This window comes from Amycolatopsis albispora (assembly GCF_003312875.1).
Taxonomy (GTDB): domain Bacteria; phylum Actinomycetota; class Actinomycetes; order Mycobacteriales; family Pseudonocardiaceae; genus Amycolatopsis; species Amycolatopsis albispora.
The window spans coordinates 4,660,379-4,673,840 of the sequence record NZ_CP015163.1 but is presented as its reverse complement, the minus strand read 5'-3'; the positions used below and the strand labels follow the sequence as shown (position 1 = coordinate 4,673,840).

The window sequence follows — 13,462 nt, the reverse complement described above, 5'->3', positions numbered from 1 at the left end:
CTTCCATACCGGACGAAGGCTGCGAGCAGGAATGCAACGTCCCGGCCTCTCGTGGGTCCAGTAGTCGTCCCGCGTGGTCGAGCGTCGCCAGATTGTTTCGGCCTACTGCCAGATGACGGTGATGGGCTGATGGGGGCGGTCGAGGAAGAACCGGCCGCGTGTGGGGTCGGAGGTGTCGGTGCCGTCGGCGGGGATCTCGAACCGGACGTCGCGGTGCCGGAAGTCCCGGTCCCAGGTGCGGATCTCGTCGGCGACGCGGGCTGCCAGTTCGCCGCCGTGGGGGCTGTGCCCGATGACGCCGGTTTCGGTGAGCTCGTGGCCCTCGCTGTCGTGGCCGCCGGGACGCTTGGCGAGGTAGGCCAGTTCGCCGTCGCCGGGTACGGCCATCCCGGTGCGGAACATCGGGGTGATGAGGCCGGAGTCGATCGCGGCTTGGTCCGCTGGCATGCTGCGCAGGCCGCCGGGTAGAGCGCAGGTGAGCCAGAGGTACATCCATTCCAGGGATTCCATCCGGGCGAAGGTGACCCCGGTCCATATCTCGCTGCGGGGCTGGTCGAGCACGCCGGTCAGCCGGTCGGGGGGGGCGAAGGGCTGGTCCTGGTGGGACTGGAGTGTGACGGTGTTGTCGCCGGTCAGGTCGATCCGGCTGCGGGGGTCGTCGGCGATGCCGCCGCGTAGCGGGACGAAGCCGCACATCGCGTGCTCGGCGCTGCGCCAGCCGCCGTCCGGGGATCGCTCGAACGCGATCGAGCGCGACACGCTTCCGCGAATCCGCAGGGGCACCACGAGCCGTCCGCCGGGTGCCAGCTGGGACAGCCAGCGGTCGGGGATCCCGTAGGCGCCGACCGAGGCGATGATCCTGTCGTAGGGTGCGCCGGGCTCGTGTCCGCGGGCGCCGTCGCCGAGCACGACCTCGGCGTTGCCGATGTCGGCGGCGGCGAGGCGTTCGCTGGCGTAGTCGACGATATCGGCGTCCACGTCGATGGCGGTGACGTGGCCTTCCTTGCCGACGAGGTGCGCCAGCAGTGCCGCGTTGTATCCGGTTCCGGCACCGATCTCGAGAACACGGTCACCGTGCTGCGGGCGCAGCTGGTCGAGCAGGAGCGCGACGATGCCGGGCTGCGAGGCACAACTCAACACCTCGCCGTCCAGGCTTCGTTTCGTGACCACGATGTCGTTCGCGTAGGCGTCAGCCAGGTCGGCGTCCGGGACGTAGTGGTGGCGCTCGACCGCCCGCGACGCGTCTTCGACGGCCCCGCTACGCGCGTACCCGGCCTCCTTGACTTTGCCGATCAGGGCTTCCCGCAAGGCTTCGGGCGACATCTCGGTGGTGGTGACGTTCATCAGCGCCTTTCGTCAGGGTGTCAGGTGACGTGGTCGTCGATTCTGAGCCAGACCCTCGACAAGAAACCGGGCACGACGCTCGCGCCCTCGTCGCCCGGCGCCGTCTCCGGCCGAGCAGCGCGGTACCGACGTGCGGCTATCACGGTGCGCGACATCCACCTGCCGAGAGTCGTACCCGATCGGGTGGACCGAAAGTTTCTCGCCGCTCGGCTGGTAGGAACATGGCGACTTTCTCCGCGCGAGGCGCATGCGCGACTTGTTAATGTCGGAGAATCCATTTCCCGAGGTGCGCGAGCAGAGAAAGAGAACCGGATCGACCCACGAAAGGCGCCGCGCCTGTTGGTTGATCCGGTTCTGGAGTTACGAGCCGCGAACTCGCTATTTCTTGCGCCGTGAGCGCGAGCGAGACTTGGCGACGGGAGCCTCCCGCCGGACGCGGTTGTGCGCGTCAAGCACTTCGCTGGGAATGCGGCCCCGGTCGGAGATGGGCCAGCCGTTGTCGCGGGCCCATGCCCGGACAGCGCGCGTGTGCTCTCGGTCGGTGGTGACCTTGGTGCCGTTGGTGTTCGGTGTCGTTAAGCGTGTTTTGCGGCCCCCGGTGCGGCGTCCCGCCGCGACGAAGGGCGCGAATTCGTCGCGCAAGCGTGCGGCGTTGTCATCGGACAAGTCGATCTCGTAGGCCGCGCCGTCCAACGTGAACGGAACGGTCTGCGTGGCGTCGCTGCCGTCGATATCGTCGACCAAGTCGACTCGAACTTTCTGCCATAAATGTCCTCCAGTCCTTCTCTATTGTTTCTCTTAAAAGAATTCCTCTGCTGGAAACAATTCACATTAGCTCTGGTCGATTAATGCTCTCGATGTGGGTAACCGTGCCCCGTTGCGGCCCCCGGCAGGGATTAGCGCGGCCGGTCGAGGCGCCCGCTCCCCGTGGCGGCCGGTGGAAAGTGCGCGCGTGCGATGCTCAGGTGTACCGGCACGTACTTCGGACGAAGGTTCAGCGATGGCCGCCGACATGACCTACCTGTGTTTCGTGCCCGAGCACTCCGACACCGGGCACCGGGTGCTGGGTATCCGCGTCGGCGAGGACGGGGCGGTGGCCGAACCACTCGCCGAGCTGGCCGAGGGCCCAGCCGCGACCGTGCTGGCGGACGCGCTCAACGGGATCGTGCAGCACCGCGACACCGCCCAACGCCAGCTCGACGCCGTGCTCGCCGACGTGGCCGACGACGTGCGCGCCGCGATGCTTGCCCTCCTGCCTTGCCTGGCGCGCATCGGTGCCACGCAGGAGCGCCTGCGGGTCGCGGCAGCGCTACCGGGCTTGCGCGAGCGTGGCCCGGGGTTGTTCACCACGACGAACTGTCCGGGCCGGTGCGAGGTGTGCGGGACCTGCCGCAACGATTGCGCCGACTGCCCTCGGTGCCGCGACTTCGACTGCGAGGTGTGCCTGCCGGTGGTTATCACTCCCCGCACCGCCGCCGCGTTGGACGCGGCGCTGGGCAGGTTGGCCGACGAGGTCTACGACATCGCCGAGCAGACTCCCCTGGTCGGCGGTGGGCCCGCAATAGACGCGGACGCAACGATCCCGCCGTGCGTGGCCGACCGTGATCCCTGGTTTTGCGCCGCTACGCGGGGGCCTTCGACGACCTGGCTTGCGATCTGGCTGCCGGGCGACGCCCCACCCCGGCGTGCACCGCCGAGGAGTTCGGCATCCTGGATCTGGCGATCCAGGATGCCGAACGGTGCCAGCACGACGAACCCGACCTGCACGCCGATTTGGTGGCCGCGCACCCGGGTTCCCGGTTCGACTTCGACTGGCGCATCCTGCAGGACGCTCTGTTCCAGGACAAGGACTACGAGGGGCTGCTCGCTCACCCGGTCCCGCTGTCCTACGACGCGGCCGAGGAGTGGTTCGGCGAGTTCGGCAACGTGCCCACCCGCGATCCCGAGCGCGGATTCCGCCGCTGACGCTGCCGCCGCCCGCCAGCAACCCAGATGTTCACGTTGTGCCACTCGTTCGGCACGTTCGGTGTCAACGGGGGCGTAGTCTGGCCCGGAGCGCAGCTACCCTGACGGGTAGTGGCGGGGTGTCGCCGGAAGGGATCGTGGCCATGGCAGCCGAGGAGGACCGCGGGCCGGCGGGTGTCGGGCGGCGATCTGGCCGTTGATCGTGGACGGCATCCTGACCACGGCCACAGTCGAGCTGTGGAAGACCACCGGCCACGGCCGCCCTGCCGGCGGCCGGTGGGCGGCCTGGTTGTCCTTCGTGTTCGGGATCTGCCTTTCGCTGTGCGCGAACGTGGCGGCGGCCCCGGAGCTGAGCGTGTTCGCCGTGGCCGTGGCGGCGTGCCCGCCGCTGGCACTGCTGCTGGCGGTCGAGCTGCTCAACCGCGCGCTCAAGCGGTACCGTGCCGGAACCAGCGCCGAGACCGCGACCGAGACCCGTACCGAGACCGCCGAGACGGGCGAGACGGGCGACGAGACCGGGGCGGTGGTGCGTCTCGCGGTGGTCTCGGACGAGTCTCGCCCGCCGGCCGAGCCGACCGCCGAGCAGCGGATGTGGGCCTACTACGCGACCGAGCGGGCCAAGGGCCGCACACCGACCGGCGCGGAGCTAGACCGGATCGCGGGCACGAACAACTACGGCCGCAAGGTCCTGCGCAGGTGGCGGCAGGCGAGTGACCTCCCCAGCATCAAGGCAGCTCGCGCAGCTGGTGATCTACGGGAACCGTCGACGGCGGGAGGGTTGTGATGAGGAGTTCATCAGCGTCACGCTTGCCGGTCTTACCGCTGGCGGTGTACCGCATCTTTACCAACCGTTTGGTCAAGGTCCAGGAATGTGCGCCGAGCGTGTCCCGGTCCACGCGGCTAGGCGTCATGCGAGCGTGCGCATAGAGCCAAGTACTTTCGGTCAGCAGTGGGTTATTGTCATAACTGAGCAGCCAGCGGAACTGCGCCTTGGTGCGCAGGTATGCGGCGAGCTGCATGTGGAGCATGTGGTCATCTGATCCCGCCTTGCCAGCCCTGTCGCCGCCGTATCCACCTCTGGGGTCGAAAGAGGTGCGGTACAAGTGCGAAGCTTTTTCGATGTAGGGTGGGTCGAGGTAGGCGACGACGCGGGACGGGATCAGCTGCGGGTAGTACTCGGGCACGTCATCGAGTGTCTGTTTCCAGTCCTTGTGCCAGACATCGACGAGTCGGCCAGTGTCGTACAAGTGACCGACGTATCGAAGCCGTTCCTCTATGGCCTCCGGATTCCACCGGCATCCGATTCCGTACGGGCTCTCCTGCTTGCGTCCGCCGATCGGGCCTGCCTTACCGTGAAGGATTCCAGAAAACGTCGTGCGGTTTAGAAATAGGCACTGTGTCGCCAACCCCAGTCGGACCGTGGAAGGCTTCGCGTTCCAAGCGGGCGCCCAGGAACGCCAGTAGTCCCACCGTTCGACGGCGGTTGCTCCGCCTGGCTTGACGTATCGGGTCCACTCGTCATGCATGCGGTCGATCAGCGCATCTGTGTCAGCGGCCGCGGCCTGCCAGAAAGCGGTTACCAACGGATCCACGTCAGCAAGTAGCACTCGGTCGACGATCCCTTGGCCGACGAGTCGCAAGGACGCCGACGCGCCGCCAGCGAACGGCTCGACCAGCAGGTTGATTTCCGGAACGGCCCGCGAACCCTTGGCGGCATCCAAGATCCGGGCGATCACCGGAGCAAGGGACGACTTTGCTCCTGGGTAACGCAGTGGCGACTGGTACCTGCTCGCCATAAGCGCGTGATCAACGTCGTCAAGGGGTGCGACGAGCGGGCGTGGGTTGTCGAGGATGTGGGTCGGGATTGCGGGGGCGTCAGCTGCGTGAGCAGCCCGGAGGGGTGCGGCCGGCAGCACAGCCACATTCTCGATCATGGCGCAGACCGTACCGGACCGGCTTGTCCACCAGACGAGTCGAGGCCGAGACGTTTGGTGGCCACAAGGCGGAGCACATCAGTGCCCACACCAATCGGGAACGCGGCCTTCCCGTGCGCGGCCGCCACCGGGATGATGCCATCGACGTACATTGAGGAACCGGTGCGGTCGATCACGTCGAGGATTGCCGGCAGCGTCGGGTAGGCCGCCGGGTCGGCTTGGCCCCCGTTGGCATCGTACGGTGCGCCGGTCGGTGGTGGCACGGTCGGGACGACGACTCGCCCATCAAGCGCGCGATACACGAACTTGCGGCCCCAGTACGTCTCCTTGCCGTAGGCGCGGGCGTTGTTGGCATTGACGACGCGAGCGATGACCTGTTCATCGCATACCAACAGGTCACCCGGTTCGAGAATGCCGTGCCGCGCCAGTTGGCGCGCGTAGTCGACCAGAGCTCCGGACTTCTCAATCCCACAAACGTATGGGGCTTTACCCGGAGCAGTACTGCCCATCGCTTGGAAGTATTCAAGGGCTCGCCCGCGCAGCTTTGCTGGTGTGCCGAACACGGCCAGAGGGCCATCGACGATGAACAGCGTAGTTGGCAGATCCTTCTGGCGCGACTGCTCCCACAGCAGCGTCGCCAGCCCGACCAGCACCAACAGTTCGATCACCGACATCAGCCGCCCGAGAGCGGACTGGTTCGTGCCCTCTTCGCCAACCTCCTCGTGGATACGAAGCACGTCGGTGGGAAAAAGGTGCACGCCGCACGCGTCGCAATCGGCGCCAGCGGGCGGCACGGGAACGTCCTTCTTGCAGTCCTGCGTCGGGCAGTTGACCGGCACAGTGGCCGCTGGCGACCCGGGAACGCCGTGGAGAAGGAAAAGCAAATCAAGCAGCGGCTGGTCGAGGCGATTGACGTCGATCTTCTTCTGCCGAAACAGCTCGTTGATAGCCTCGCGCCACGACGTCACAATGTCGACACCGGCACGCGTGTACGCGCCGGAGACGGGCAGGTCCAGCGTCACGAGAGCGGTGTTGACCGCACGCTCGATCTTGTACGGGTCGACGAACCGCTCAGCCCGTTGTGACTCCATGACGCCGAGATCCACATACGCTGCGGCGGCCTGCGCGAACCCGTACAGGACCGATGGAAGACCGTCACGCACCTGCTCAACGACGTGTGAACCATCGATCGCCAGCGCGGCGGTGAGCCGCTCCGACGCAGGCGGGGCGGCGAAGTCGCCCCGCGGACGGATTCGCTCGCGGATCGAATCCGAGTCCTGAATCGCCTCAGCCGGAACATGAAAGGTCCGTTGGTCCGCAATCGCCCGGATGGCGGCCGCTGAATGCCCCAGCCGCGACGCGATCTCGTGAGCCCCGCCGGCAGTCTCGTACGGCATCAGGGCGCCGTCCCGTTCAGCGTCAACGGCGGGTCACCAGCCGCTGCTCGTGCTTCGTTGACGAGCGCGATGTCGTACCGATCGATCTGGACGGGGACGATGTACGGCGAGGACAGTGTCTTGAGCCGCACGTAGCCGCGGTCCTCGGAGGCGATGATCGCATCTGAGAACGCCCCGAAGTCGTAGAACTTGGCCAGTTCCCGCACCTCTGTTGTGTTGTTCAAATGGGCGACAACCCAGTTGGCAGTATTCGCCTTGACCTGGTGCGCTACCCCCGAGACCTCTTGCGTCGCGTAGGTCATGCCGAGGTTGAGCTTGCTGGCTTCCTTGGCGAGCTTGACCCACACGTCGAGGTCATCCTTGTACCGGTCCGACGAAAACAGGTTGTGAGCCTCCTCAAGCATCACCTGGATGTGCGGTGGTTCCTGTCCCGACGTAAACACCTCGGTCTGCTTGGAAAGGAGTCGACGCGTAATCGACTCGCTCAGCGCCTTGGTCACGGCCTCAGCCCCGACATGCAAATCGACGATCACAATGCGACCCCTGACTAGCTCCTCGTAAATCTCGATCGCAGGGTCGTTCCGTGTCGCAGGGCTATGAAAGGGGCGCAGCGGATTCAGGTTTCGCCAGCCTCGGACGCTGCGGTTCCCGCTGCGAGTCGTGAAAATCGGCTCAACGCTCTTCCAACGGACATCCTTCGTAAAGTTGGTCGCGTCGGTGTCTCCGGCGTCGCGGAGCTCCACGATCTTGTCGACGACATCCTCGACGTCTGCCGCAGCAACTGTCACGAAATTGGCGCTACCTCCGGCCTGCGTGAACGGATTGCGACCTAGTCCGGCGACTGTGCCAGCGATACCCGTGACGATCTTCTGCTGAAAAGCGCCGCCGATATTGATTCGCACACGAAAATTTGTCGGCACTGCGAACCCTGCACGCATCAGCGCACCATAGAGAACAAGCCGGGCGCGTTGGGCATGTGTGGTGGCGGAGCGGTCCCCCGGCACATCCGCGTAGGACGTACCCGCGAAGTCCTTGACGTAGCCGGACTCATCACTGCTAAGCGTGTCGGAAATAAGCCCCTGAACGGCGTCGATCTGGTTCTCGGAAAAAAAGTTGATATTGAGAGGCTTCACGTGCGGCTGCGTACCGTCGGCGCCAAACTTGAAGATGCGGACATGGTTCGCACCAATCGCTGCGATCTCGGTGCCATCCTGCGTGTTCGGGTTGGCGTACTCTCCCTGCGGATCGAAGATTAGCTGACCGATGGGATGTCCACCCGTGGCACGCTGTCGCTCGGAGACCACGAACGTGCGCGCGATGATGATCTTTGCAGTATTCGACTTGCCCATCCGGGTCATACCGAGCAGAGCGGTCTTGTTGCCGATGAAGTCCCGGATGTTGACTTCGACGGCAGCGTCGGCTTGCTTGGAGGTCTTGGCTCGCCGTCGCGTCGCGGAGTACCGCACCGCGCCGATACGTACGCGTTCCACGGGGCGCCCGGTGGGCTTAAGGTAGGAAGCGATCGTTGCCAGGCCGCCGCCGATCGGTTTCAGGACTCGGTATGTGGACGTGGCATAGAAGTTGTCCACGTCGGCACCGAACTCAAGCACCTTCTGCCCGTCCACGTCGTCTTCATAGAAGGTGCCGAGGATTTTGCACCGTACGCCGGTAAACGAAACTCGGTTCTTGGTGAACGGGTCGAGTTCCGCATCGAGCACAGCGGACGGCGATGGGTCCTGGTTGTTCGAGAGGGCTGTGCGCAGGGACTCCTCGCGCACGGCGTGTAGGTCGCGTTCAAGCGACAATGGTGCCGTGCCCTCGACACGCAGAAGCAGCACCTCGTCGTCGTCGACGCGAGGATCGTTGACGTCCTGCGCGGTCGCAAGCAGGAACGAGAATTGTGGAATGCCACCGGCGTCGAATTTCCAGCGGTCATGTGTCAGCACGACGGCTTGACTGTAGTCGATCTGGTGAATCGCACCGATCCGGGTCGACCGACCGTCGGCAAGCAGCTCCGAACGGAGTAACGATCCGGCGCCGACACCAGGGATGAACTCAGTCATTCTCGCCTCTCGAGAGACACCAGCGGGACGCAACCTCGCATAGCTTACTGAAAGTTCTCGTACCACGTGGCCGACACGCTAGGCGCAGGCCGGTGGACCTGATCGCTGCGACGAATTAGCTGCGTCATGGCGTGGCGGCTACCAACGGGCCGCCGAGTGTTGACCTTGGCTTGCCTACGCGGGCGGCTGGTCAACAGACCACACAGCGTCTGCTTCTCCGTCAAGCGGTTCGGCGCGGTCTCCTGCGAATTCACGCCAGGCCTACGGGGGTTGGTCTGACTAACCAAACCGCACATCCCGCCGCTCCTGCGGGCCTTTGCCCGCGGTCACCCGCGCCGGCCTCAACGCGCTGCGGCCCTTGGCGTCCAACTGCCCACGCAGGCGAGTAGTTCATCGCCCGCAGCGTGCTGCCCCAGCGGAGGGGGTTCCTCGACTTCTCCGAACGGCTGCCTGCCCCAGTGGCTCAATTCGGCCGATGTTGGCCAGGTCAGACCGCTGTTGACGGCGAGCTTCCGCTTCCAGGCGCAATAGCCTAACTCAAGTGGAGCAATAATCGCGAGGAATGCTGTCATTTTTCGGATCTGGTCTACCTTTGCGCAAAAGATCCGTAGGGTCGTGACACGAATGGACTAGTCTGCCTCAAAATTTCTAAACTGAGTACGGTTTCGCATCCTCCTTCGTCACCCGGCAGGCGCCTCTCGGACAGGGGTGGCGGCAGGTCATGGGAAAGGGCGACAGGCCTGGTCGCCGGCGAACTCGAGCACGCCACCTCGGACACCGGTCCGGTTGGCCGTCGGCGCGGCCGGGTTAACCCGTGTCGGCTCGGACGAGGGCTGGCGGGCTTCTCTGGGTGGACGCGGCGAACGTCAATGCGCCCGCGATGGGGATGACGTTAGGCCGTTCTGGTGGTTGAGAACTTGTCGGAGGGGGAATTTGAAACGTTTTCATTTGAGCAGATCAGCCAGGTGGGGGCAGCTTTGTTCCCCAGCTTGGCGAATTGCCCATGATCCCTATAACGACTAGGTTACGCAGCTAACGACTAGGTTACGCAGCCAGTGGTCGAGAAGGGGCGAGACGAGTCTCGCCCCTTCTCCTCGCCCTCTGGGAAGGGGTCGGGAGTGCGATGGACGGCCTGTTGGCGAGGGGCGTCAGGGAAGGGAGGACTGACAGGAAGACGACATGGATGCCCGCGGGCGGGAGGTGAACGCGGGCTAGGCGCAGCGACCTATTCGTTGATCCCCTATGACCACTCCGCTGTCGGGGCGGGGTTGGCGGCAGGAACCAGGTGTCTGCCTGGGGGATTTCGCAGAAGGACATCAAGATGCCCAGTGGAGAGGGCACCACCACTGACCCCGGACCGCCGGTTTTCGATGGAGATGGCGGCCTTCCTACGACCCCGGCTTGTCCGGTCCCGCGGCAACGCGGCCGGCGAGGGCGGGCCGCGGTTGACGGCCTGCCCTCGACCGCGGCATTCAGCAACGCCGATCTGTCGGCCAGTATGCGGGCGCTCAACCTGTTGGTCCTGCTGGTGGTGACCGGCTCGATCGGCACGATGCGCGAAGTCAGCCGTAAGCTGCTGGCTGCCCACGCCGATGACCCATGGCACTGGACATATGGGTACAGCGAGCAGGACGTGAGCAAACGACTGGCCGACCGTCTCGGGCGCAGTGCGCGGCGCACGCCAACCTGGCCGGAGATCGAAGAGTTGTACGCCGCTCACCTCCCGGAGGCGCAGCGTGGGCCACTGCTGGCCCTGACGGCGGGGATGTTCATCCACGCCCACGGGAAGCTCCCGAAGGAGTACACCGGGCCGGTCACGCAGCCGCACTGGGCCACGGAGCCGGTCGTCGACGCGGACACGATTCGCACGACCATCGCCGAGGTCATCGCCTCGACCGAACCTCTCGTCCAGGCTGAAGACGCGGTGACGAGCGGCCCTCGTGAGGCACCGAGCGTGCCGTCGCCAGCTCGCTCGCCGGAGGAGAGCAAACTCTGGGACGCCCTGGCGATCGCCAACCGCGGGTTCTTGAAGCTGCAGCGGCGGTTCAACGACTTGCAGTCCGAGTTGCGCGTGGCGCAGGCCCGAGCCGAGCACAGTGAGGCCGCTCGGGACCTGCACCGGCAGATGACCGCCGGCCTGGAGGGCAATGATCTGTGGGCCATGGCCGAGCAGGCCCTGGCTCAGCTGCATCCGGAGCTCACGCGCGCGGAAGTGAAGAACCTGATGTACGAAAGGCTGCGGCGGCCCGCGGGCAACCAGCTCGCCTGAACGGCGCCACACCCACGCACCCCACGCCCCGTGCCGGCGATCCCGGCACGGGGCTTCTTTACGCCTCCACCGAGAGTGAACGGGGAGTGAATCGCGAATGAGCGGGGAGTGGACAAGGTGCGTTTGTGGAGTGATGTGTGGAGTGAACGGCCCGGAGCGCGCGCATTAGTCCGATTTCGCGTATAGGCCGTTCAGTGCGGTAATCGCGCGTGGAGTGAACTGTGGAGTTTTTCGTGGAGTATTGGCCACGATCAGTCCGCAGGACCGCGAATTCCACTTATCGCGCCCGTAAGCCCGCTGGTCTCTGGCCAACGATCTCTGCCTGCCGTTCACCCGCCCTGCTCGATAGGTTCGAAAACGGCAGATCGCCGACTTCATCAATTCGCCGAGCGGGAGAACTCATGCCGGAATCACCGGAGCCACACCATGACCGAGCGCTTGCGCTGCCCTGCCACCGAGGCCGGCGTGCGCTGGCCTGCCTGGGCGCGACAGGGACGCCGAGGCGCGTGCCGAGGACGTGCTCTCGCATCCGGCGAGAGCCTGCGGGGCGCGACCGCGCCCCGCGCTGAACAGGAAGGAGAGCCCGGATGGGCGGAAAACATCGGAAGGAGGGCCAGCAGGGGTGCGCGGTGATCGCGTTGATCGCGTTCACCGCGACGGCCCTGCTGGCCACCGTCGCTGATCAGGTTGCGGCCCTGATCGGCTGACCGGCTCGGTACCGATTCGGCGGGGTCGGCCGTGTGGTCGGCCCCGCTCCCATTTCTTGCACCGCGCGTCAACCAGTATGCCATCGCTACGCGCGGACTGACCCCATTTTTTCACACTGTCGAGTGAGGAAGTTTCGCGTTATGTCGTTCAATCTCGCCTCGTTCGTGCCCCGTCAGCGCACCCACACCCCGCGTGTGATCGCGGTCCGGCTGCGCGCCGGCACGACGTTGTCCAGCGGCCGCACCTGCGGAGAAACCGACCGCGAGGTGCATTACATCCCCACGCCCGAGGCCGTGAACACCACCGGCACCACCACCGCGTTGTGCGAAACGGTGCTGCACCGCGGCGATCTCGAGTTCGTCGAGGGACACCGCGGAGTGCCGTGCACCAGCTGCTTCCTGCGCTACCTGAACCCGCTCACCAGCGTGCAGGTCCCGCGCCAGCGCAACGGGCGCGTCTGGTGACCGCCACCTCCCGACCCGCCCGGCTGCGCGCGGGCGCACGCTCACCACATCACGACGGGGATCAGCGCACATCCCGTGGCGCCTTCACGGGCACGACCTACCAGCCCCGCACCTTCGACGAGGCCTACAGTCATCTGTTCCAGCCGCTGTGCCGCTTCGTCCGCAGCCGGGCCAACGCCCTGCACCGCATGCGGCTGCCCGAGGGCGCGGAGAGCGTCGTGGTGCAGCGGGTGTTCGACGCTGCCTTTGCCACCGGCTGGGCCACCATCCCCCAGCCTCGTACCTGGCTCTACGCCGTTGCCGGCCATCATCTGCATTTGATGGCCAGTGATCAGCACGCTGACCACGACCTCACCAGCCCGCAGGCGGCGACCTGGACCGAGGCGGCGACCACCCGGGCCAGTGTCAGCGAAGTCAATATCGCCGCGATCGTGGCCGGGCATGCCGTGTGCGAGCTGCCCGATCACCGCAGCCAGGCCGCCTATCTGAGGTGGTGCGAACGCTGGAGTATCACCGAGATCGCCGACGCGCTCGGCATCAGCGAGACCGCCACGCGCGCGCTCAGCGACCGCGGCTTGCCCCAGAATCCCGGCCGGCGTGATCCGGGCGAGGCAGTCGCACTGCGGGTGGCCGCCCGGGTGCACGCCAACACGTCCCTGTTCGCCGTGCGTGCCCCGCGGCCTCGCTGCCACCAGACCCGCGCGTCAGCCGACCTCTTCAACGCATCGGCCACGCTGCTGCTCAGCATGCTCTGCGCGGCGAGCGGGCTGGTCCTGGGCTCGACCTGGCCGATTGTGTTCGGGCTCGTCAGCGCGGCACTGGCCGTGACAAGCGCGAGCTTGGGCCTGCGGTACCTGCGGTTCCGCCACCGTCGCGCTCGCCTGGCCGCCATGCAGCGGGAACGCGAACCCGCCGCGGCGACCCCCAGCGTGCTGGCGCGCGTACTGATGGCAGCGGTGCACTGTTACCGCGCGGTGCTTGCCCCGCTGCTGCCGTCCAGCTGCCGGTTCGAGCCCAGCTGCAGTACCTACGCCCTGCAAGTCCTGGCCCGGTACGGTGCTTTCTGCGGCACCGTCCTGGCCGCCCGCCGGCTCTCGCGCTGCCGTCCCACCGGCCCGCGCGGCCTCGACCCCGTGCCCGACCCAGCGCCCCAGCGCGCTCCGGTGCCTTATGGCCTGTTGCGACCGGCGCGGCAACGGCGGCGCATCACTTTGTGACCCCGCACTGAACTTTTGTCCTTTCTCCGCCGCACTGACCCGGTAGCAAGGTCGCCGCGCGCCCGGCCGACGGTGACCTTGCTACCACAGCGGCAACCCGA

At 66.1% G+C, this 13,462-nt stretch carries 12 protein-coding genes; 6 read left to right on the top strand and 6 right to left on the bottom strand.

Annotated elements, in window-relative coordinates:
- Nucleotides 1-102: 102 nt before the first annotated feature.
- Nucleotides 103-1,344, bottom strand: a complete 1,242-nt coding sequence (gene fxlM / locus A4R43_RS21940) for a methyltransferase, FxLD system (RefSeq protein WP_113694054.1) — start codon at nucleotides 1,342-1,344, stop codon at nucleotides 103-105.
- Nucleotides 1,345-1,368: 24 nt separating this feature from the next.
- Here fxlM and A4R43_RS42840 point away from each other — a divergent pair, with 24 nt between their 5' ends.
- Nucleotides 1,369-1,740, top strand: a complete 372-nt coding sequence (locus A4R43_RS42840; protein ID WP_162788550.1) for a hypothetical protein — start codon at nucleotides 1,369-1,371, stop codon at nucleotides 1,738-1,740.
- On the opposite strand, the gene A4R43_RS21935 is transcribed toward A4R43_RS42840, so the two are convergent.
- Nucleotides 1,723-2,088 carry a histone-like nucleoid-structuring protein Lsr2 gene (locus A4R43_RS21935; RefSeq protein WP_113694053.1) on the bottom strand — a complete coding sequence of 122 codons (366 nt, stop codon included), beginning with the start codon at nucleotides 2,086-2,088 and terminating at the stop codon, nucleotides 1,723-1,725. The genes A4R43_RS42840 and A4R43_RS21935 overlap by 18 nt on opposite strands.
- Before the next feature lie 250 nt (nucleotides 2,089-2,338).
- Nucleotides 2,339-2,518 carry a hypothetical protein gene (locus A4R43_RS42835; protein ID WP_162788549.1) on the bottom strand — a complete coding sequence of 60 codons (180 nt, stop codon included), beginning with the start codon at nucleotides 2,516-2,518 and terminating at the stop codon, nucleotides 2,339-2,341.
- Between the two features lie 440 nt (nucleotides 2,519-2,958).
- On the opposite strand from A4R43_RS42835, the gene A4R43_RS21930 reads away from it, so the two are divergent.
- Complete coding sequence (locus tag A4R43_RS21930) at nucleotides 2,959-3,309, top strand: hypothetical protein (protein ID WP_113694052.1); 351 nt, start codon at nucleotides 2,959-2,961, stop codon at nucleotides 3,307-3,309.
- Between the two features lie 202 nt (nucleotides 3,310-3,511).
- The gene (locus tag A4R43_RS21925) at nucleotides 3,512-4,093 is read left to right on the top strand and encodes a hypothetical protein (RefSeq protein WP_418190741.1); all 582 of its coding nucleotides are present in this window, start codon (nucleotides 3,512-3,514) and stop codon (nucleotides 4,091-4,093) included.
- Here A4R43_RS21925 and A4R43_RS21920 read toward each other — a convergent pair.
- The 3 genes from A4R43_RS21920 to A4R43_RS21910 are packed head-to-tail and all read right to left on the bottom strand — an operon-like array spanning nucleotide 4,035 to nucleotide 8,703.
- On the bottom strand, nucleotides 4,035-5,243 hold the full coding sequence (locus tag A4R43_RS21920) for a DNA adenine methylase (protein ID WP_113694050.1): 1,209 nt from the start codon (nucleotides 5,241-5,243) through the stop codon (nucleotides 4,035-4,037). The two genes, A4R43_RS21925 and A4R43_RS21920, sit on opposite strands and share 59 nt — an antisense overlap.
- Nucleotides 5,240-6,640 carry a hypothetical protein gene (locus A4R43_RS21915; RefSeq protein ID WP_113694049.1) on the bottom strand — a complete coding sequence of 467 codons (1,401 nt, stop codon included), beginning with the start codon at nucleotides 6,638-6,640 and terminating at the stop codon, nucleotides 5,240-5,242. The genes A4R43_RS21920 and A4R43_RS21915 overlap by 4 nt, the downstream gene beginning before the upstream one ends.
- Entirely contained in the window at nucleotides 6,640-8,703 is a 2,064-nt protein-coding gene (locus A4R43_RS21910; RefSeq protein ID WP_113694048.1) for a helicase HerA domain-containing protein, read from the bottom strand. The genes A4R43_RS21915 and A4R43_RS21910 overlap by 1 nt, the downstream gene beginning before the upstream one ends.
- Before the next feature lie 1,285 nt (nucleotides 8,704-9,988).
- Here A4R43_RS21910 and A4R43_RS21905 point away from each other — a divergent pair.
- The 3 genes from A4R43_RS21905 to yidD all read left to right on the top strand — a co-directional run bounded on the left by A4R43_RS21905 (nucleotide 9,989) and on the right by yidD (nucleotide 13,361).
- A complete protein-coding gene (locus A4R43_RS21905; protein ID WP_162788548.1) occupies nucleotides 9,989-10,972 on the top strand; it encodes a hypothetical protein in 984 nt (327 codons plus the stop codon).
- Between the two features lie 848 nt (nucleotides 10,973-11,820).
- Nucleotides 11,821-12,144 (top strand): hypothetical protein, encoded by a 324-nt coding sequence (locus A4R43_RS21900; protein ID WP_113694046.1) that lies wholly within the window; start codon nucleotides 11,821-11,823, stop codon nucleotides 12,142-12,144.
- Nucleotides 12,141-13,361, top strand: coding sequence for a membrane protein insertion efficiency factor YidD (gene yidD / locus A4R43_RS44060; protein ID WP_236808182.1), 1,221 nt, complete (start codon nucleotides 12,141-12,143; stop codon nucleotides 13,359-13,361). The genes A4R43_RS21900 and yidD overlap by 4 nt, the downstream gene beginning before the upstream one ends.
- The last annotated feature ends 101 nt before the right edge of the window (nucleotides 13,362-13,462 follow it).